Annotated in this window: 18 protein-coding genes and 1 tRNA gene; 7 read left to right on the top strand and 12 right to left on the bottom strand. The window is 72.3% G+C overall.

The features are described 5' to 3' along the window. Positions 1 to 6: 6 nt before the first annotated feature. A complete protein-coding gene (locus ABWI07_RS13675) occupies positions 7 to 666 on the bottom strand; it encodes a TetR/AcrR family transcriptional regulator (RefSeq protein WP_353818727.1) in 660 nt (219 codons plus the stop codon). 60 nt (positions 667 to 726) lie between these two features. On the opposite strand from ABWI07_RS13675, the gene ABWI07_RS13670 reads away from it, so the two are divergent. Continuing rightward, a complete protein-coding gene (locus ABWI07_RS13670; protein ID WP_353818726.1) occupies positions 727 to 1,932 on the top strand; it encodes a cytochrome P450 in 1,206 nt (401 codons plus the stop codon). Between the two features lie 5 nt (positions 1,933 to 1,937). On the opposite strand, the gene pruA is transcribed toward ABWI07_RS13670, so the two are convergent. Together pruA and ABWI07_RS13660 are read right to left on the bottom strand one after the other, a co-directional pair. Further along, positions 1,938 to 3,569, bottom strand: coding sequence for an L-glutamate gamma-semialdehyde dehydrogenase (gene pruA / locus ABWI07_RS13665; RefSeq protein ID WP_353818725.1), 1,632 nt, complete (start codon positions 3,567 to 3,569; stop codon positions 1,938 to 1,940). 9 nt (positions 3,570 to 3,578) lie between these two features. Beyond that, entirely contained in the window at positions 3,579 to 4,487 is a 909-nt protein-coding gene (locus ABWI07_RS13660) for a proline dehydrogenase family protein (RefSeq protein ID WP_353818724.1), read from the bottom strand. Positions 4,488 to 4,604: 117 nt separating this feature from the next. Between ABWI07_RS13660 and ABWI07_RS13655 the strand changes: the two genes are divergently transcribed. Beyond that, the gene (locus ABWI07_RS13655) at positions 4,605 to 5,693 is read left to right on the top strand and encodes a PucR family transcriptional regulator (RefSeq protein WP_353818723.1); all 1,089 of its coding nucleotides are present in this window, start codon (positions 4,605 to 4,607) and stop codon (positions 5,691 to 5,693) included. Between the two features lie 6 nt (positions 5,694 to 5,699). Here ABWI07_RS13655 and ABWI07_RS13650 read toward each other — a convergent pair whose 3' ends face one another. Both ABWI07_RS13650 and ABWI07_RS13645 read right to left on the bottom strand, forming a co-directional pair. Continuing rightward, positions 5,700 to 7,322 (bottom strand): acyl-CoA synthetase, encoded by a 1,623-nt coding sequence (locus ABWI07_RS13650; protein WP_502912820.1) that lies wholly within the window; start codon positions 7,320 to 7,322, stop codon positions 5,700 to 5,702. 53 nt (positions 7,323 to 7,375) lie between these two features. Beyond that, complete coding sequence (locus ABWI07_RS13645; protein ID WP_353818722.1) at positions 7,376 to 7,978, bottom strand: TetR/AcrR family transcriptional regulator; 603 nt, start codon at positions 7,976 to 7,978, stop codon at positions 7,376 to 7,378. 108 nt (positions 7,979 to 8,086) lie between these two features. On the opposite strand from ABWI07_RS13645, the gene ABWI07_RS13640 reads away from it, so the two are divergent. Continuing rightward, on the top strand, positions 8,087 to 9,079 hold the full coding sequence (locus tag ABWI07_RS13640; RefSeq protein WP_353818721.1) for an aldo/keto reductase: 993 nt from the start codon (positions 8,087 to 8,089) through the stop codon (positions 9,077 to 9,079). A gap of 284 nt (positions 9,080 to 9,363) precedes the next feature. Here ABWI07_RS13640 and ABWI07_RS13635 read toward each other — a convergent pair. The 4 genes from ABWI07_RS13635 to ABWI07_RS13620 form a co-directional block, all read right to left on the bottom strand. Then, a tRNA-Met gene (locus tag ABWI07_RS13635) sits at positions 9,364 to 9,437 on the bottom strand. A 49-nt stretch (positions 9,438 to 9,486) separates the two neighbouring features. Then, positions 9,487 to 10,536 (bottom strand): YlbL family protein, encoded by a 1,050-nt coding sequence (locus ABWI07_RS13630; RefSeq protein WP_353818720.1) that lies wholly within the window; start codon positions 10,534 to 10,536, stop codon positions 9,487 to 9,489. Positions 10,537 to 10,562: 26 nt separating this feature from the next. After that, positions 10,563 to 11,006 carry a molybdenum cofactor biosynthesis protein MoaE gene (locus tag ABWI07_RS13625; protein WP_235037287.1) on the bottom strand — a complete coding sequence of 148 codons (444 nt, stop codon included), beginning with the start codon at positions 11,004 to 11,006 and terminating at the stop codon, positions 10,563 to 10,565. Positions 11,007 to 11,039: 33 nt separating this feature from the next. Beyond that, positions 11,040 to 11,570, bottom strand: a complete 531-nt coding sequence (locus ABWI07_RS13620) for a PPA1309 family protein (protein WP_149263534.1) — start codon at positions 11,568 to 11,570, stop codon at positions 11,040 to 11,042. 118 nt (positions 11,571 to 11,688) lie between these two features. Between ABWI07_RS13620 and ABWI07_RS13615 the strand changes: the two genes are divergently transcribed. Then, positions 11,689 to 14,589, top strand: coding sequence for a UPF0182 family membrane protein (locus ABWI07_RS13615; RefSeq protein ID WP_353818719.1), 2,901 nt, complete (start codon positions 11,689 to 11,691; stop codon positions 14,587 to 14,589). A gap of 110 nt (positions 14,590 to 14,699) precedes the next feature. Here ABWI07_RS13615 and ABWI07_RS13610 read toward each other — a convergent pair whose 3' ends face one another. Next, on the bottom strand, positions 14,700 to 15,782 hold the full coding sequence (locus ABWI07_RS13610) for an NAD-dependent epimerase/dehydratase family protein (protein WP_149263532.1): 1,083 nt from the start codon (positions 15,780 to 15,782) through the stop codon (positions 14,700 to 14,702). Between the two features lie 89 nt (positions 15,783 to 15,871). On the opposite strand from ABWI07_RS13610, the gene ABWI07_RS13605 reads away from it, so the two are divergent. From ABWI07_RS13605 to ABWI07_RS13595, 3 genes are all read left to right on the top strand, one after another. Further along, positions 15,872 to 17,320, top strand: coding sequence for a zinc-dependent metalloprotease (locus ABWI07_RS13605; RefSeq protein ID WP_353818718.1), 1,449 nt, complete (start codon positions 15,872 to 15,874; stop codon positions 17,318 to 17,320). Beyond that, positions 17,317 to 17,493 (top strand): hypothetical protein, encoded by a 177-nt coding sequence (locus tag ABWI07_RS13600; RefSeq protein WP_160161151.1) that lies wholly within the window; start codon positions 17,317 to 17,319, stop codon positions 17,491 to 17,493. Before ABWI07_RS13605 ends, ABWI07_RS13600 begins: the two co-directional genes overlap by 4 nt. A gap of 236 nt (positions 17,494 to 17,729) precedes the next feature. Next, on the top strand, positions 17,730 to 18,281 hold the full coding sequence (locus ABWI07_RS13595; protein ID WP_375708361.1) for an NUDIX hydrolase: 552 nt from the start codon (positions 17,730 to 17,732) through the stop codon (positions 18,279 to 18,281). Between the two features lie 29 nt (positions 18,282 to 18,310). Here the strand turns inward: ABWI07_RS13595 and ABWI07_RS13590 are convergent, their stop codons facing one another. Both ABWI07_RS13590 and ABWI07_RS13585 read right to left on the bottom strand, forming a co-directional pair. Beyond that, on the bottom strand, positions 18,311 to 18,991 hold the full coding sequence (locus ABWI07_RS13590) for a hypothetical protein (RefSeq protein ID WP_353818717.1): 681 nt from the start codon (positions 18,989 to 18,991) through the stop codon (positions 18,311 to 18,313). After that, on the bottom strand, positions 18,988 to 19,578 hold the full coding sequence (locus ABWI07_RS13585) for a M48 metallopeptidase family protein (protein ID WP_235037285.1): 591 nt from the start codon (positions 19,576 to 19,578) through the stop codon (positions 18,988 to 18,990). The genes ABWI07_RS13590 and ABWI07_RS13585 overlap by 4 nt, the downstream gene beginning before the upstream one ends. Between the last annotated feature and the right edge of the window lie 33 nt (positions 19,579 to 19,611).

The raw sequence follows: 19,611 nt of genomic DNA, 5'->3' as shown, positions 1-19,611 counted from the left end.
GATGGCTTAAAGGTACGGGGGTGGGTTCGTTGCGGGCAAACGATTTGTTGCGGGGGCTTGGAGGGCGGCGGTCAGCATGGCCGTGAGGTCGGTGGTGAAGGTGTCGTGGTCCGGGACGGACGGGGGCGTGCCGGAGGGGCGGGTGCGGGTGGCGCGGTCGGCGAGGGCGGCGGTGAGGAAGGCGATGAAGAGGGAGATGCGTTCGAGGGCGATGGGTTCGGGGAGGGTGGCGCGGCAGGCGGTTTCGAGGAGGTGGAGCTGCTGCTGGAGGGCGGTGCCGTGGAGGACGGGCGGGGGGCGGTGGTCGCGGATTCCGGCGCGTCCGGCGAGTTGGGCGGTGATGCGGAGGAAGTCGCGGCCGTGGGGGGTGCGGAGTTCGTCGGCGGTGGGGCGGACGACGGCGTCGACGATGGCGTGGAGGTCGTCTGGGCGGAGGCCGGGGAGGGCGGCGGCGCGGGCGGGTTCCATGCGGGTGACGCCGGCACGGAGGATGGCGTCGAGGAGGCCGTCGCGGGAGCCGAAGTGGTAGGTGACGGCTGAGTCGTTGGCCTGGCCGGCGAGGGCGACGATGTCGCGGGTGCGGGCGGCGTCGATGCCGTGAGCGGCGAAGAGGTGGGCGCCGGCGCGGATGAGGGCGTCGCGGGTGGCTCTTGCGTCCTTCGGCACGCCGATGATACTAACAGGAGGCGTTAATAACGGCGCCTGTTAGAACCCGGAGGCCCGGCCATGGCGGACGTCTACGATCCCTTCGATCCCGGGTTCCAGGCCGACCCCTATCCGGCGTACCGGCGGCTCCGGGACGAGGAGCCGGTGCACCGCCATGAGGATCCGCCGTTCTGGGCGCTGTCGCGCTTCGACGACGTCTGGGCGGCGACGCGGGACGCGGGCGCGTTCTCCTCGGCGCAGGGCCTGACGTTCTACCCGGACGAGATCGGCACGCTGGGCCTGGCCCCGACGATCGTCATGCTGGATCCGCCGCGCCACACCGTGCTGCGGCGCCTGGTGAGCCACGGGTTCACGCCGCGCCGGACGGCCGGACTCGAGTCGCTGCTACGCGAGTTCGTCCGCTCCCGGATAGCGCTGATGGAGCGGAAGGCCGCGGACGGCGAGACCCCCGACCTGCACCGGGACTTCTCCTCGCCGCTGCCGACGTTCGCGCTGGCGCATCTGCTCGGCGTCCCGGAGGCCGACCGCGCGCGGTTCGATCCGTGGGTGTCGGCCCTCACGACCTTGCAGGACGAGGGGTTCGGCCTGCGCTCGATGCAGGACGGCGCCGTGCAGGCGGTGGCGGAGATGTTCGGCTACTTCAGCGACGTGATCGCCGCGCGCCGCGCCGCCCCGTCCGGGGATCTGATCAGCGCGCTGACCGCGGCCGAGGTGGACGGGGAGCGCCTCACCGACTGGGACGTCCTCGGCTTCTGCTTCGTCATGGTGGCGGGCGGCAACGACACGACGGGGAACCTGATCTCGCACGGCGTGGCGCTGCTGGACGGCGACCACGCGCAGCGGGAGCGGCTGGCGGCCGACCCGTCGCTGATCCCGAACGCGCTGCTGGAGTTCCTGCGCCTGGAGGGCTCCGTTCAGGCGCTGGCCCGGACGACCACCCGCCCGGTCACGCTGCACGGAACGGAGATCCCGGAGGGCGAGAAGGTGATGATGCTGTTCGGGGCGGCGAACCGGGACGAGCGCGAGTTCGGCCCGTCCGCGGGCGAGCTGGACGTCACCCGCGGGATCCCGCGCCACCTGGGCTTCTCCAGCGGCGTGCACTTCTGCATCGGGTCGCACCTGGCCAAGCTCCAGGCGCGCGTGGCGCTGGAGGAGCTTCTCCAGGCCCACCCCCGCATAGGAGTGGACCTGGAGAACGCGGAGCGCATCCGGTCCCCGTTCACCCGCGGCTGGGCGTCGCTCCCGGCCACGGGCGTCGGGGCCTGAGGCGCCTACTGCATGTGCGGGTACCGGTAGTCGGTCGGCGGGACGAACGTCTCCTTGATCGAGCGGGGGGACGTCCAGCGCAGCAGGTTGAACACCGAGCCGGCCTTGTCGTTGGTGCCGGACGCCCGGGCGCCGCCGAACGGCTGCTGCCCGACGACGGCGCCGGTGGGCTTGTCGTTGATGTAGAAGTTGCCGGCCGCGTACCGGAGGACCTCGGCGGTGTGCGCCGCGGCGGCCCGGTCGGTGGCGATGACGGCGCCGGTGAGCGCGTAGTCGGCGACCGACTCCATCTGGGCGAGCATCTCGTCGTACCGCTCGTCCTCGTAGACGTGGACGCCGAGGATCGGGCCGAAGTACTCGGTCCGGAAGATCTCGTTGTCGGGGTCGCCGGACACGAGCACGGTGGGCCGCACGAAGTAGCCGACGGAGTCGTCGCAGGTCCCGCCGGCGACGATCTCGACGTTCGGGTCCGCCTGGGCGCGCTCGATCGCGGCCTTGCTCTTGGCGAAGGCCCGCTCGTCGATGACGGCGCCCATGAAGTTGGACAGGTCGGCGACGTCGCCCATGGTGAGCCCGTCGACCTCCGCAGCCAGCTCCTCCTTGAACCCGTCCTCCCAGATGGAGCGCGGGACGTATGCGCGGGACGCGGCGGAGCACTTCTGGCCCTGGTACTCGAAGGCGCCGCGCACGAGCGCCGTCTTCAGCACGGCGGGGTCGGCGGACGGGTGCGCGACGACGAAGTCCTTGCCGCCCGTCTCCCCCACGACCCGCGGGTAGCTCCGGTACTTCTCGATGTTGGCGCCGACCGTCTTCCACAGGTGCTGGAACGTCGCGGTGGAGCCGGTGAAGTGGATCCCGGCGAGGTCGGGGTGCTGGAGCGCCACGTCCGACACCGCGAGCCCGTCACCGGTCACGAGGTTGATGACGCCCGCGGGGAGCCCGGCCTCCTCCAGGAGCCTCATGAGCAGCACGGCGGAGTACGTCTGCGTGGGCGACGGCTTCCACACGACGACGTTGCCCATCAGGGCGGGCGCGGTCGGCAGGTTCGCGGCGATCGCGGTGAAGTTGAACGGGGTGATCGCGTAGACGAACCCCTCCAGCGGCCGGTGGTCGGACCGGTTCCACACGCCGGGGCTACTGATCGGCTGCTCGGCGAGGATCCGCCGGGCGAAGTGCACGTTGAAGCGCCAGAAGTCGACGAGCTCGCAGGGGCTGTCGATCTCCGCCTGCTGGACGGTCTTGGACTGCCCCAGCATGGTCGCGGCCAGCAGCGTCTCCCGCCACGGCCCGGCGAGCAGGTCGGCGGCGCGCAGGAAGATCGCGGCCCGGTCGTCGAAGGACATCGCCCGCCATGCCGGCGCGGCCTTGAGGGCGGCGGCGACGGCGTCCCGGGCGTCCTCCTCGGTCGCGGTGCCGAACGTCCCGAGCACGGCCGCGTGCCGGTGCGGCTGGACGACGGCGACCTTGGCGCCGGCCCCGAGCCGGCGCTCGCCGCCGATCGTCATGGGCAGGTCGATCGGGGCCTCGGCGGTCAGCTCGGCGAGCTTCGCCTCCAGCCGGGCCCGCTCGGCGCTGCCCGGCGCATAGCCGCGCACCGGCTCGTTCGCCGGTGTCGGAACGTTGGTGACGGCGTCCATGGAAACTCCTTAGCGGGAGACGAACGAACGGAGGAAGAAGGCGAGGTTGGCGGGCCGCTCGGCGAGCCGCCGCATGAAGTAGCCGTACCAGTCGGCCCCGTAGGGGACGTAGACGCGCATCCGGTGGGCCTCGGCGAGCCGCCGCTGCTCGGCGGTCCGGATGCCGTAGAGCATCTGGAACTCGTAGGAGGCAGGCGAGCGCTCGGCGGCCAGGGAGCGCGCGATCTCGATGATCCGCGGGTCGTGGCTGGCGACCATGGGGTACCCGTCGCCCCGCATGAGCCGCCGCAGCGCCCGCACGTAGGCGCGGTCGACCTCGTGCCTGCTCTGGTAGGCGACCGACGCGGGCTCGGCGTAGGCGCCCTTGACCAGCCGCACGCGGGACCCCTCGCCCACCAGGTCCCGCAGGTCGCCCTCGGTGCGCCGCAGCATGGCCTGGACGGCGACCCCCACCCAGGGGAAGTCGACCCGCAGCTTCCCGAGGATCTCCAGCGTGGAGTCGACCGTCGTGTGGTCCTCCATGTCGAGGGTGACGGTCATGCCGACCCGCCCGGCCGCGGCGCAGATCTCCCGCGCGTGGTCGAGCGCGAGGTCGCCGGGCAGCGCCTGCCCGAGCGCGGACAGCTTCACCGAGGCGTCGGAGCCCCGGGCGAGCCCCTGCCCCTCGAACGCCTCGAACAACTCCAGGTAGGCGTCCCGGGTGGCCCGCGCCTGGGCGGGTTCCCGGGTGTCCTCCCCGAGGTGGTCGAGGGTGACCTCAAGCCCGCCGTCCCGCAGTTCCCGGACGGCTTCGAGGGCGGCGTGGAGATCGTCCCCGGCAACGAACCGGTCGACGACTCCCCTGGTCAGCGGCACGGAGGTGATGACGTCGCGCATCCGTCCGCTGCGCGCGGCGGCGAGAAGAAGCGGGCTGAGCATGGAACCCTCCAACGTCAAGGAACACCTCGCACGTTAGGAGCACCGCCGCGCGGCCCCTATAGTCAAACGCCACTTTCAGAGCGGCCCGTCCTCATACAGATGTACGAAGGGATCGCGATGGCACCCGATCTGCAGGAAATCGTGGAGCAGGCGGCCGACCTCCTGCGCGCGCCCGCGACCCTGGAGGACCGCGACTTCCATCTGGTCGCCTACGCCGCGCACGGCGACACGATCGACCCCGTCCGTATGAACTCGATCCTGCACCGCCGCGCCACCGAGGCCGTCCGCGCCCGCTTCGAGCGCCACGGCATCGCCCGCGCGACGGGCCCCGTCCGCATCCCGGCCGACGCCGCCCTCGGCCAGCTCGCCCGCCTGTGCCTGCCCGTCCGCTGGAACAACGTCACCTACGGCTACCTCTGGCTGCTGGACGACAAGGAGCGCATCACCGACGCCCAGGCGGCCAGGGCCATGCCCCTGTGCGAGCGCGCCGGCCTCCTCATGGCCCGGCAGGCCCGTGAGCGCGACGACCTCGGCTGGAAGGTCGCCGACCTGCTGTCCACGCACCCCGACGTCCGGACCCAGGCCGCCGACGACCTCACCGACGCCGGAGCGGCCGACCCGCCCCTGACGGTGGCCGTGCTGCGGACCCCCAGCCCCGAGCCGCTCAACCCGTGGCTGCTCCCCCACTCCGTCCTGGCGACGGTGTGGCAGCGCGACCACGTCCTCCTCGTCCCCGCGGGCAGCGCGACGACAGCTCTGACCCGCGCACGCCGCCTCCTAGAGGAACGCAACACTCCCGTCCACACCGGCGTGTACTCCCCCTGCCCCACCCTGGACGACGTCCACGAGGGCTGGCTCCGCGCCCGCGTGGCCGCCCGCACCGCCGCCCCTGGCGAGATCCGTGACTGGACGTCCCTGGGCGTCCTCCGCCTCCTGCGCACAGCGGGCGACGAGGCCTTGGCCCAGACGACCCAGACCCCCGGCACCGAACGCCTCCTAGCGCACGACGAGCTCGCGAAGACGGCCCGCACCTACCTGGACCTGGCGGGCAACGTCCAGCAGACGGCGAAGGCCCTGAACATCCACCGCCAGACCCTCTACCACCGCTTGCGCCGCATAGAGGAGCTGACGGCCCTGACCCTCACCGACGGCCAAGACCGCCTGACACTCCACCTGGCCCTGACCCTGGCCCCCCACCTGACCTGAAGAGCCTCAAGCCTGAGCGAGCCCGGCATGCCGCTCCCGCAGATCCCGCTTGAGGATCTTGCCGCTGGGGTTCTTGGGCAGCGCGTCGGCGAGGACGACGTACTTGGGGCGCTTGTAGGGGGCGAGCCGCTCGCGGACGTGCGCGTGGACGTCGTCCACGGTCAGCGCGGCGCCCGGCTTCGGCACGACCACGGCGGTGACGGCCTCGATCCAGTGCGGGTGGCTGATCCCGAAGACGGCGACCTCGGCCACGCCCTCCAGCTCGTAGACGGCCTCCTCGACCTCCCGGCTGGCGACGTTCTCGCCACCCGTCTTGATCATGTCCTTCTTGCGGTCGACCACCGAGAGGTAGCCGTCCTCGGTCATGACCCCGAGGTCGCCGGAGTGGAACCACCCGTCCCGGAACGCCTCGGCGGTCTTCTCCTCGTCGCGGTAGTAGCCGAGCGCGGCGTGGGGGCTGCGGTGGACGATCTCGCCGACCTCCCCGACCCCCACGGGCGCGCCGTCGTCGTCCACGAGCATGGTCTCCACGTTGATGGCCGCGCGCCCCGCGCTGCCGGCCCGTTCGAGCTGCTCGTGCGGCTTCAGGATGGTGGCGAGCGGCGCCATCTCCGTCTGCCCGTAGAAGTTCCACAGCCGCACGTCCGGCAGCCGCCGCATGAGCTCCCGCAGCACCTCCACGGGCATGGGCGAGGCCCCGTAGTAGCCCTTCTTCAGGCTCGACAGGTCGCGCCGGTCGAAGTCCGGGTGGCGCAGCAGCGAGATCCAGACGGTGGGCGGGCAGAAGAGCTTGGTCACCTTCTCCCGCTCGATCGTCTCCAGCAGCGCCGCGGGGTCGGGCCCCGGCAGGATGACGCTGGTGGCGCCCAGGTAGACGTCCACGGAGAAGAAGCAGTCGAGCTGCGCGCAGTGGTACATCGGCAGCGAGTGCACCTCGACGTCGTCGCCGCTCATCTCGCCGTCGACCACGCAGCTCACGTACTGGCTGATGAGGGACCGGCTGGTCAGCACCACTCCCTTGGGCCGCGACTCGGTCCCCGAGGTGTACATGATCCGCAGCGGGTCGTCGTCCTCCACGAGCACGTCCGGCGCCGCCGAGGGCCCCTCACTCCACCAGGCGTCGACGTCCTCCCACCCCTCACCGGGCGCCGCGCCCGACAGCGGGATCCACCCGCGCACCCCGTCCTGGACGCCGGCCGCGGCGAGCGCCTTCTCGGCGGTCGCGGCGAGCGCGTCCTCCGCGACGATCCCGGACGCCCCCGAGTGCCCGAGGATGTAGGCGATCTCCTCGGCGTTCAGCATGAAGTTGATCGGCACGAGCACCACGCCGAGCTTCGCCGTGGCGAACGCCGTCACCGCGTACTGCCAGCAGTTGTGGCTGAGCAGCGCGAGCCGGTCCCCCTTGCCGACCCCCCGCGCCGCCAGCGCGTGCGCGGCCCGGTTCACCGCGACGTCGAACTCCGCGAACGTGACCCGGAGATCTCCGCTGACGACGGCCGGCTTCTGAGGATCCCGCCGGGCAGTCCGATGCAGGAGATCCCCGACGGAGTGCTGACGAGCCCGCCCCACAACAGACACAAGGCCACCTTCCCTACAAAACCGCAGGTGAGAGCAATAGGGGCCGATCATAACCACACAACCCCAAACCCCCACCACCCCCGAAAGGGGGTCGCGGAACGGCCTCAGAGACGCTCGGGGTGAGGGGTCCCGGCGCCGCGGAGCAGGGTGTCCACGACGAGGGTCGCGAGGGCGTCCGTGTCCTCCCCGTCCCGGTTCTTGGCCGCCTCGTGGATCAGCGCGTAGTAGACGCGGCGCGTCCAGGGGATGTCGACGTCGGCGCGGAAAACTCCGGCCTCTCGGGCGCGGCGGAACATCCGCTCGCACGTCTCCCGCACGTCGGCGTACACCTTCGCCACCTCGGGGTCGGCCGAGGACGCCTGGCTCATCGCGAACCCCCAACCGACCTTGACGCTGAGGACGTTCGCGGTCGTCTGGTAGAGGGCGACCAGGGGCGGCGCCGTGTCCGGGTGGGCGGCGTCCACCGCGTCGGCGAACCGCCGGGCGGCCCACTCCGCCAGGGCCTCGACCAGCGCCTCGCGGGTGGCGAAGCGCCGGTGGACCGTGGTCCGGGCGACGCCGGCGGCCTCGGCGATCTGCTCCATCGTGGCCGCCGGATCACGCCCGAGGGTGCGCTCGGCCGCCTCCAGGATCGCCGTCACGGTCCGCTCGGCGTCCGCACGCATCGGCCGCCCGGTCCCGCCTCTCACCTGACGCTGAGTAGCCATGAGCAAAAGCATACGACAGAGTCACACATCAATCGGAACTTGCATCATCAATGTTGCAAGTTATACCGTCACCGCATCAAAGTTGACGCATACAAGCGGGAGCAACCCATGGAGTACACCCGTCTGGGCCGGAGCGGCCTCTCGGTATCCCGGCTGGTCCTCGGCACCATGAACTTCGGCACGAGGACGTCCGAGACGGACAGCCACGCGATCATGGACCGGGCGCACGAGCACGGCATCAACTTCTTCGACACCGCCGACATCTACGGCGGCGAGGACGGCGCGGGCCGCACCGAGCAGATCATCGGCCGCTGGTTCGCGACCGGCGGCGGCCGGCGCGACAAGACCGTCCTGGCCACGAAGGTCTACGGCCCGATGGGCGACGGCCCCAATGACAGGGGCCTGTCCGCCCTGCACATCCGGCGCGCGGTCGAGGCGTCCCTGAAGCGTTTGCAGACCGACTACATCGACCTGTACCAGATGCACCACATCGACCGGGCCACGCCGTGGGACGAGATCTGGGAGGCGTTCAGCGTCCTGCACGCACAGGGCAAGGTGCTGTACTTCGGCTCGTCCAACTTCGCGGGCTGGCACATAGCGCAGGCGCAGGAGGCGGCCCGGAACCGGCACTTCCTAGGCCTGGTGAGCGAGCAGTCGATCTACAACCTGATGTCGCGCTGGGCGGAGCTGGAGGTGCTGCCCGCCGCACGGGAGTACGGCCTGGGCGTGATCCCGTGGTCGCCACTGCACGGCGGCGTCCTCAGCGGCGTACTGCGCAAGGAGCGAGAGGGCAACGCCGCCCGCAGCGGAACGGGCCTCTGGGCCGCCGCACTGGAGAATCAGCGGGAGTCCGTGGAGGCGTACGAAAAGCTGTGCGCCGCCCAAGGCGAGGACCCCGCCCACGTCGGCCTGGCCTGGCTCCTGGCCCAGGAGGGCGTCACCGGCCCGATCATCGGCCCCCGAACCCTGGACCAGCTAGACGGCACGCTCCGCGCCCTGGAGATCACTCTGGCCCCCGAAACTCTGACGACCCTGAACAAGATCTTCCCGCCCCCCGCCCCCAACGGCCCAAAGCCCGCCCCCGAGGCCTACGCCTGGTAACCCCCGCAGGCCGCCGAGGAGAAGCGAAGGGCGAAGCCCGAGCGGCATCTAGAGGCGAAGCCCCAGGCTGCCCCCAGGGGACCGCACCTGAGGAGAACCGAGTACCGGACCCCGAGGAGAAGCGAAGGGCGAAGCCCGAGGGGGGATAGGGGCGGAGCCCCAGGGGCGGGCGGGTGGGGGAGGCGGAGGAACGGGGGGATCCGGGGGGTCGCCCCCCGGGCGAAATGCGAAGGGTCCCCCTGGGGAAGCCGCAGAGCGGCGACCAGGAGGACCCTAAGGACCAGTAGCGGGGGCAGGATTTGAACCTGCGACCTCTGGGTTATGAGCCCAGCGAGCTACCGAACTGCTCCACCCCGCGGTGATGTCTTAAGTCTATGGCATCGGAGGGAGTGGTTCGTACGGGTCGGTCAGCGGGTGCAGACGGGGACGGTGCCTTTGCCGCTCGTGAGGGCGTTGAGCGCCTGGACGGTGCTGTGGAGGGTGTCGGCGCGGATGAGGCGGAGGCCGTCGGGGCGGGAGCCGACGGCGTCGGCGCAGTTGTCCTTGGGGGTGATGAAGACGGTGGCGCCGGCGTTGCGGGCGGCGATCATCTTCTGCTGGATGCCGCCGATGGGGCCGACGGCGCCGTCGGGGGTGATGGTGCCGGTGCCGGCGATGAACTTCCCCTGGGTGAGGGGGCCGGGGGTGAGCTTGTCGACGATGGCGAGGGAGAACATGAGGCCGGCGGAGGGGCCGCCGACGTCGCCGATACTGATGTCGATCTTGAAGGGGAACTTGTACTGGTCGGAGAGGACGATGCCGACGACGGCGCGCTTGCCGCTGGGGTCGGCGACGGTCTTGAGCGTGGCCTTGGCCTCGGTGCCGCCGCGCTTGTAGGCAAGGGTGACGGGGGTGCCGATCTGGCGCTTGGCCATGGTGCCGGTGACCTGGGAGACGCTGGTGACGGCGGCGCCGTCGAGGGCGGTGATCTCGTCGCCGGGGCGCAGGACGCCGTCGGCGGGGCGGCCCTTCTGGACGCCGTCGACGACGACGCGGGTGGTGACGGGGATGCCGAGTTCGTGGAGGGCGGCGGCCTCGGCGTTCTGCTGGGAGTCCTGCATCGCCCGGGTGTTCTCCTGGTCGACCTGCTTGGGCGACTCGTTCTTCGGGAAGATCGTCTCTTCGGGGACGACGGCGGTGTCGCCGGCGATCCAGCCGCGCAGGGCGGTGAACAGGTCGATGCGCCCGCCGGGGCCGCCGCGGTAGGTGACGGTGGTGAAGTTGAGGTGGCCCTGGTCGGGGTAGGTCTGCCGGCCGTCGATCCTGATGAGGGGCTGGCCCTTGTCGTTCGTGCCGAGGGTGTTGCTCGTGGGCCCGGGCATCAGCGCGACGTAGGGGACGCGCATGACGGAGCCGATGAGGGCGAGCACGAGGACGAGCACGCTCGCGAGGCTGAGCGTGGCGGCACGACGAGACATGCCGGAACTCTATGCGGTTCGGGCGCTCAGCAGGCTCCGACCCACTCGTCGCCTCCGTCGGCGAAGGTCTGGTGCTTCCAGATGGGGACGGTGGCCTTGAGGTCGTCGATGAGGCGGCGGCAGGCGGTGAAGGCCTCGTCGCGGTGGGGGCAGGACGCGGCGACGACGACGGCGATGTCGCCGATGTCGAGGTCTCCGACGCGGTGGAGGGCGGCGAGGCCGAGGACGGGGAGGTCGGCGGCGACCTTCTCCATGACGGCGCGGAGTTCGCGTTCGGCGGTGGGGTGGGCGCTGTAGGAGAGGGCGGTGACGGCGCGGGCGTGGTCGGTGTCGCGGACGGTGCCGACGAACACGGCGGTGCCGCCGGCGCCGGGGGCGCCGACGGCGGCGTACACCTCGTCGACGGACAGGGGCGTGTCGCGCACGCCGATCAGCCGGATGACGCCCTCGGCGGTAACGCTGTGGCTCACGTCCCGCAGGCTACCTCTCCCGGGCGATCACGTTCACTCCGGTGTGCCGGGCTCGTCGGGTTCGAAGGTGGCGGCGAGGGCCTCGGCAAGGGCGGGGACGAGGTCGGGCCCGGAGAGGACCTCGTCCTCGGTGTCGTGGCGGCGCAGCCGGAGGGCGGCGTGCCGGGCGCCGTCGCGCAGCACGCCGACGATCATGCGGACGTCCTCGCGCCCGGGGTGGGAGGCGGCGAACTCGGCGGCCTCGGCCTCGTCCTCGGGGATCTCGTCCTCGGCCTCGGGGGGCAGGACGATCCGCTCCATGACGAGGGCGCAGCCTTCGACGGCGTCTGGCCAGGCGATGGTGGCGAGGGCGTCCTCGATGCCGGCCTGGTCGGGCAGGGCGGGCTGTTCGAGGGCGGCGAGGGTGTCGGTCGCGGGGTCGAGGCCGAGCTGCTCGGCGAGCTCGGGTTCGGCGCGGCGCAGTTCTGAGCTGCGGACGAGGGCGTAGATGCGGGGCGTGCCGTCCCAGCCCTCCTGGGCCGAGTGACGTTCGAGGTCCAGCACGACTTCTTCCAGAAGACTCACGGGCCCATCTTTCCCCCATTCGGCACGGGGAAATGCGGGAACCCCGCTCCCAGTCGGTAAGTTGCATCTACAGCACCGGCGGGCGGCCGGTGGGAGAGATCTCGATCGGAGGGGCCACTTGACCTTCCGGACTCCCGGTTTCGGGCGCCGGCTCGGCACCGGACGGACACGGCTGCTGCTACCGGTGCTGGTGGCGCTGGCGGCGCTGCTTGTCGCGTTCCTGGTCTTCACGGCCGTGTACACCGATCTGCTCTGGTACCGCTCGATCGGTTTCTCGTCGGTCTTCACGACGCAGCTCCAGGCGAAGGTCGTCCTGTTCTTCGGGGCGGGGCTGCTGATGGCGCTGGTGGTGGGCGCGAACGTCGTGGTGGCGTACCGGCTGCGCCCGGCGTACCGGCCGCTGTCGGTGGAGCAGCAGGGCCTGGAGCGGTACCGGGCGGTGATCGATCCGCGGCGGCGGCTGATCGCGTGGGCGCTGCTCGGGATGCTGGGGGTGCTGACGGGGTCGTCGGTGGCGGGCCAGTGGCCCGTGTGGCTGGCGTTCCTCAACCGGACGCCGTTCGGCGTGCGCGACCCGCAGTTCCACAAGGACGTCTCGTTCTACGTCTTCACCTACCCCTTCCTGCGCCTGGTCATCGGGGTGGTCTTCGCGACGGTGATCCTGTCGATCCTGGCCGCGGTGATGGTGCACTACCTGTACGGGGGGCTGCGGCTGCAGGGGCCGGGCGACAAGGCGAGCCCGCCCGCGCGGGCGCACCTGTCGGTGCTGTTCGGCCTGTTCATCCTGCTGAAGGCGGTCGCGTACTGGTTCGACCGGTACGGGCTGGTGCATTCGGAGCGGGGGGCGGCGACGGGCGCGTCCTACACGGACGTGAACGCGCTGCTGCCGGCGAAGACGATCCTGGCCGTGATCGCGCTGCTGTGCGCCGCCATGTTCTTCGGCAACCTGCTGCGGCGCGGCATGATGCTGCCGGGCGTGGGGTTCACGCTGCTGGTGCTGTCGGCGATCCTGCTGGGCGGGGTGTACCCGCTGCTGATCCAGCAGTTCCAGGTGAAGCCCGACGAGCTGGCCAAGGAGCGGCAGTACATCCAGCGCAACATCGAGTTCACGCGCCAGGCCTACGGGGTGGACGGGGCGAAGGTCGTCCCCTACGGAACGCAGCCGGTGACCGACAAGAAGGCCCTTCAGGACGAGGCGGCCAAGCTCCAGCAGAACGGGGTGCGCGTCCTCGACCCGAACGTGGTGGGCGAGACGTTCCAGCAGTTGCAGCGGATCCGGCCGTTCTACCGGTTCCCCGACACCCTGGACGTGGACCGCTACCAGGTGGACGGCAAGCTCGTCGACACGGTGGTGGCGCTGCGCGAGCTGTCCGGCGCGCCGGTGGGGCAGCGCAGCTGGGTGAAGGACCACATGGTCTACACGCACGGCTACGGGTTCGTGTCCGCCTACGGCGACCGCTTCGCCTCCACGGAGCCGGACTTCATCACCCGCGACATGCCCGCGGCCCCCAACCAGGCGATCAAGGTGGCGCAGCCGGAGATCTACTTCGGGGAGCGCTCGCCGCGGTACTCGGTGGCCGGCGGGCGCGGCCAGCAGGAGCTGAACTACCCGGACAACAGCCCGTCGGGGCAGAAGAGCAGCACCTACGACGGGCAGGGCGGCGTGCCCATCGACTCGTTCGCGCACCGGCTGCTGTACTCGGCGAAGTTCCAGGACAAGAACCTCCTGCTGTCCGGAGCGATCAACAAGAACGCGAAGATCCTGTACGACCGGTCTCCGCGGCAGATGGTGCAGAAGGCGGCGCCGTGGCTGACGCTGGACGGCGACCCGTACCCGGTGGTGGTGAACGGGCGCATCCTGTGGGTGGTGGACGGCTACACGACGTCCAACGGCTACCCGTACTCGGAGCAGATGAGCCTCGGGGAGGCCACCCGCGACACGATCACCGACACGCGGTCGGCGGTGGCGCGGCAGGCGAACGACCACATCAACTACCTGCGCAACTCGGTGAAGGCGACCGTCGACGCCTACGACGGCACCGTCCACCTGTACCAGTGGGACGAGAAGGACCCGATCACCAAGACGTGGATGAAGGTGTTCGACGGCACGGTCCAGCCGCGCTCGTCGATCCCGCCGGAGCTGGAGTCCCACTTCCGCTACCCGCAGGACCTGTTCAAGGTGCAGCGGAAGGTCCTCACGAAGTACCACGTGACCGACCCGTCGGCGTTCTACAACGGGGAGGGCTTCTGGGAGGTGCCGGAGGACCCGTCCGCGAAGGGCAAGCGGCAGCCTCCCTACTACCAGAGCCTGCGGATGCCGGGCCAGGACGCCCCGTCCTTCTCGCTGACCACGGTGTTCAACCCGCGCGGCAACCCGCAGCTCGCCGCGTTCATGTCGGTGGGGTCCACTTCGCGCGACTACGGGCAGATCCAGATCCTGCAGATGCCGCGCAACGCGCAGCCGGCGGGTCCGGGCCAGGTGCAGAACTCCTTCGAGACCGACACGAAGGTGAAGAATGACCTGTTCACGCTGCGGCAGGGCGGGACGAAGACCGTCCCGGGCAACCTGCTGACGATCCCGTTCGGGGGCGGCCTGCTGTACGTGGAGCCGATGTACACGAAGGCGGCGGGCGGCTCGGAGCAGCAGCCCTACCCGATCCGCGGCAAGATCCTGGTGCGGTTCGGGGAGGGCATCGCGGCGGCCGACACGCTCGATCAGGCGTTGACGCAGGTGCTCGGCGGGTCGGGCGCCCCGGCGCAGTCGGGGTCGCCGGGCACGCCGGACGATCAGTTGAGCGCGCCGGCGAAGAAGGCGATCGAGGATCTGAAGGCCGCCGTGACCGACTACGAGAACGCCCAGAAGAAGGGCGACTACCCGGGCATGGGCGAGGCCTGGAAGCGGATCAAGGACGCGCAGGCGGCGCTGTCGGCCGCGGGCCAGGAGCCGAAGACCTCCCCCAGCCCGTCGCCGTCCGCCTCACCGTCCGCCTCGCCGAGCGCCACGCCCCCGTCGAGCTGACGGCGCCGTCCGGCTGACGGACCCGTCGAGCCGGCGGGGCCGTCACGCCGAGGTCGCCGCCGCGCCCGGGGCCGGGTCGTCCGACCCGGGCGGGCGGCGGCGCCCGGGGCTCAGCGGCGGCGCTTGCGGGCGCGCCGGATGGCGGCGGCGGCGCCGATCGCGGCGACGGTGGCGCCCGCGGCGGTCGCCATGGTGGCCTCCTTGCCGCCGACGCGGCGGCCGACGACGGCGTGCCGTCCCGCGGTCTCCTCCATCACGGCCCGGAGGGCGGCCGCGTTGTCGTAGAGGGGCTTCCAGCCGGCGGCGCGCAGCCGCGCGCAGTCGACGACCCACGGGTAGGCGACGTAGTGCAGGTCGGTGGCCGGGGCGGGGGTCATGCCGAGCCGGTGCAGGCGCTGCGCCATCCCGAAGGTGAGGGCGGCGGGCAGCTCGAAGGCGCGCTTGCCGGTGATCTCGGTCACCTCCTCGGGGCCGAGCCAGCCCTCGCAGCCGACCGCGACGGGGCCGGACACGTTCTCGGTGACGACGACTTCCAGGGCGGACGCGAGGTCCTCGATGTGGCAGAACTGCCAGCCGGGCGTGCTGCCCTTGACCGACAGCAGCCGCGGCGCCTCGAAGTGGCGGGTGACGACGGTGTCCACGCCCGGCCCGGCGAGCGCGGCGGGGCGGACGACGGTGACCTCGACGCCGGGGTGGGTGAGGTGCGCGGTCGCGGCCAGTTCCTCGATCTCCAGGAAGTCGCCGGCGATGGAGGTGCTGGCCTCGGCGAGCAGCGGCGCGTCCTCGCTCAGCGGCACCTCGTTGCCGGGCCCGGCGCCGTACACCATCGCGGACGTGACGAGCACCACGCGCCGCACGCGGGCCGCGGCGGCCGCGGTGACCACGGTCTGGGCGCCGCGGACGTTGTGGGTGCGGCGCTCGCGCGGGTCCACGTCCGGGGACCGTTCGAGGTCCAGGTTGACGATCACGTCGACGTCGGAGAGCCGGCCGGAGAGCAGCGGGTCCCTGATGTCGACGACACGCCAGGTGACCCCGGGCACGTCGCCGCGGTGCCCGTCGATGGCGACGATCTTGCGGATCTCTTCCCGTTCGGCGAGCCGGGCGGCCAGCAGCCGCCCCGCGCCGGAGGCCGCGCCGGTGACGGCGACGACCGGGCCCTTGCTACGCCGAGGGCGAACCTTGCCCGTTGCCACGGAGGTGCCCCCTTCCTTGAGTACGCGACCTTGCCGGGACCGGCTAACGTTGCGGATATGAGCCCATCATGCATCCCAGGGGCAAACCGATGAGTGACACTCCGTTCGGCTTCAACCGTCCCGGGGGCGGCGACGACGACGACCGGCCCCAGGATCCGTTCAAGGGCATGGGCGGCGACATGGCCCAGTTCGCCGACATGCTGCACCGGTTCGCGGACATGATCGGTGCGCAGGGCGCGGGCGGTGAGGGCGGCGGCCCGCTCAACTGGGACCTGGCCAAGAACATCGCCCGGCACACGGTGGTGGAGCAGGGCGACCCGTCGGTCGTGGACACCGAGCGGCGCCAGGTCGAGGAGGCGCTGCGCCTGGCGGAGCTGTGGCTCGACGAGCGGACGACGCTGCCCGCCGGGATCCGCACGCCGCAGGCGTGGAGCCGGTCGGAGTGGATCGAGCAGACGCTCCCGGTGTGGGCGAAGGTGTGCGACCCGATCGCGGCCCGGATGGTCGACTCGATGGGCGGCGCCCTCGGCGGCGGCGAGATCCCGGCCGACGTGCAGGCGATGGCGGGCCCGCTGATCGGGATGGTCAAGCAGATGGCCGGGGCGATGGTCGGCGGGCAGGCCGGGCAGGCGCTCGGCGCGCTGGCCCGCGAGGTGACCGGCTCCGCCGACGTGGGGCTGCCGCTCGCGCCGGACGGCGTCGGCGCGCTGCTGCCCGCGGGCGTCGAGGCGTTCGGTGCGGGCCTGGAGGTCTCCTCCGACGAGGTCCGGCTCTACCTGGCGCTGCGGGAGGCCGCGCACCAGCGGCTGTTCGCGCACGTGCCGTGGCTGCGCTCGCACCTGCTGGGCGCGGTCGAGGAGTACGCGCGCGGCATCACCGTCGACCTGTCGGGCATCGAGCAGGCCGTGCAGGGGCTCGACCTGAGCAACCCGGAGGCGCTCCAGGAGGCGCTCGGCGGGGAGATCCAGCTCCAGCCCGAGGAGACGCCGCGGCAGAAGGCGGCGCTGGCCCGGCTGGAGACGACGCTCGCGCTGGTCGAGGGCTGGGTCGACACCGTGGTGAACGAGGCCGCCGAGGGGCGGCTGCCGGGCTCGGTGAAGCTGGCGGAGGCGGTGCGGCGGCGCCGCGCGACGGGCGGCCCGGCGGAGCGGACGTTCGCGACGCTCGTCGGCCTGGAGCTGCGTCCGCGCCGGCTGCGGGAGGCGGCGGCGCTGTGGCGGTCGCTGACCGAGGCGCGCGGCACCCAGGGCCGGGACGCGGTCTGGGACCACCCCGACCTGCTGCCGACCTCGGACGACCTCGACGACCCGGACGGCTTCGTCCACGGCCGCGACGAGATCGAGGGCCTGTCCGACATCGACCTGTCCAAGCTCGCCAAGGGGCTGGACGAGGACGAGAAGCCGGACGAGAAGCCGGACGAGAAGGACTCCGGCGACGCGAAGGACGCCGGGGAGGCCGAGAAGGGCCCGGACGGCGAGGAGCCCGGCGGCGATCCCGGCGGGGATCGGGGGCCGGGCGGCGAAGGGCCGCGCGCATGAGCCGGGCGCGCCCGTCGCGGGTGAACGGCTGCATGTACGAGCCCGGCTCGTCCACGAGCGCGATCCGGAGGCGGATCGCGCGGGCGAGCCTGTGCTGGCAGCGCCCGCTCGACCAGGAGAGGCGGCGCCGCCGCCCCGACAACTCGCGCTACCCCCGCGTCGGCCGCGCATGAGGAGGTCGCCGCGCAAGGGCCGCGGGCGCCCAGGCGCCCGGCACGACGACGGGCCGCCACGGGCGGGCGGCCGGTCGCCCGGCGGAGCGCAGGACATGGGCACCGCGGGCCGGGGCCCTGAGGCCGAGCCGGCCACCCACGCCTTCGAGCCCGACGCGGGCGCCGTCCGCCTCACGCCCGAGACGGCGGCGCCGGACAGGACGCCCCCGGGGGCGCGGCCGCTGGGCACGCGGTCGCTGACGCCCGGGTTCCTGTACGGGGACGCCGTGCGCGTCCTGTCGGCGTGGCAGGCGCCCGATCCCGGGCAGGACGGGCTGCGCCTGGAGTTCCTCCGCCATCTGGAGGTGCACCCGGCCGACGGCATGTGGCGCGAGTGCGCGGACGGGCACATCACCGCCAGCACCGCCGTGCTCGACGCGTCCCGTACCCGGGTCCTGCTGACGCTGCATTCGAAGGTCAAGGCGTGGCTCCAGCTCGGCGGGCACTGCGAGCCGGGTGATCTCACGCTCGCGGGCGCGGCGCTCCGGGAGGCGACGGAGGAGTCGGGCATCGCGGGCCTGCGGCTGGTGCCCGAGCCCCTCCAGCTCGACCGGCACGAGGTCCGCTGCCATCCGCAGGGCACCTGGCACCTGGACGTGCAGTACGTCGCGGTCGCTCCGGAGGGCGCCCGGCACGCGGTGTCGGACGAGTCGGACGACCTCCGCTGGTTCCCGGTCGACGATCTTCCGGAGTCGGCCGACGAGGCGGTCCGGCGGCTGGTGGCCCGGGCGGTCGACGCGAGCGTGTGACGCCCCGCGGGCTGCCCGGCCCCGAGCCGTCAGCGGCCGAGCGGGTGGCCTTCCAGCAGGGCGCGGGTGTTCTCCCAGCCTTCCAGGCCGGGGTCGAGGAACCGCAGGTCGTCCGGGGTGCGCAGGCGGTGCCAGCCGGGGCCCTGCGGCACGAGCCCGGGGCGCGGCGCGGCGGCGCGGAGCCGGGCGAGGGCGTCCGGGGTGTCGAGATCGGTCTCGCGCAGGGCGGCGGCGAGCCAGCCGGGCAGCGGGAGGCGGGCGGCGAGGGCGACCAGGCCGTTACCGCGGGCGGCGGCGCCTTCGGCCTGGCAGGCGGCGGCCGGGGCGGTGCCGAGGGCGCGGAAGAGCTTGCCGATCAGCAGCGGCGGCAGGTCGGGCGCGTCCGGGGCGATCAGCGCGGCGGTCCCGGCGCCGAGGGCGTGCAGGGCCGCGAACGCGCCGGCGAGGGTGGGTTCCCGGACGATCGGCGTGCCCGGCCAGGTGACGGCCTCGGCGTCCGGCTGGTCGGGCGGGTCCAGGACGAGCGCGGGCGTGACCAGTTCGAGTCCGGCGACGACCTCGTAGGTGTCTTCGAGCAGCGCGAGCCGGAACTCCTCCGGATCGAGGCCGGGCGGCGCGGCCGGGGAGCGGGGCGGCCACGCGAGCACGGCGGCGCAGCGCGCCGGGCCTTCGGGCCCCGGCTCCGGGGCGTCGGTCACCCGGTCGGTCACCCGGCGGCCTCGTGCGGGTACTCCCCGCCGCGGTGCAGGCCGTCGCCGTGGTGAATGTCCGCGACGTCGTCGGGCGCGTCCGCTTCGAGCGGCAGGTGCGCGGCGGCCGCGACGCCCTCCAGGTAGCCGCGGGCGCGGTCGGCCTTCGGGTAGTTGCCGACCAGCTCCCAGAAGTCGGCGCCGTGCCCGGGGATGAGCAGGTGCGCCAGCTCGTGGACGAGGACGTAGTCGACGACCCAGCCGGGCATGCCGCGCAGCCGCGTGGACAGCCGGATCGTGCCGTCGTCGGGAGTGCACGATCCCCAGCGGGTGCGCTGGTTGGCGACCCAGCGGACGCTGACCGGGTCGGCGCGTCCGGACAGGTAGCGGCGCGAGAGCTCGCGGGCGCGGCACTGGAGGTCGGCGTCGGAGGGCCGCCGCCGGCGCTCCCTCTCCTCGAGCCGTTCCAGGATGGTCGCGATCCACTGTTCCTCTTCGGCCTTGGTCAGCCTTGACGGAACCATCACCACCACCTTGTCGCCTTCACGGTAGGCGGACACGGTGCGCCTGCGCCTCGGGCTGCGGCGGACCTCAACGTTAGGGGGCACGGTCAGAACCGTACTCGAATTTTTGCGAAATCC

The organism is Actinomadura sp. NPDC000600 (assembly GCF_040492135.1).
GTDB lineage: Bacteria > Actinomycetota > Actinomycetes > Streptosporangiales > Streptosporangiaceae > Spirillospora.
This window is presented reverse-complemented; position numbering and strand designations above follow the sequence as displayed.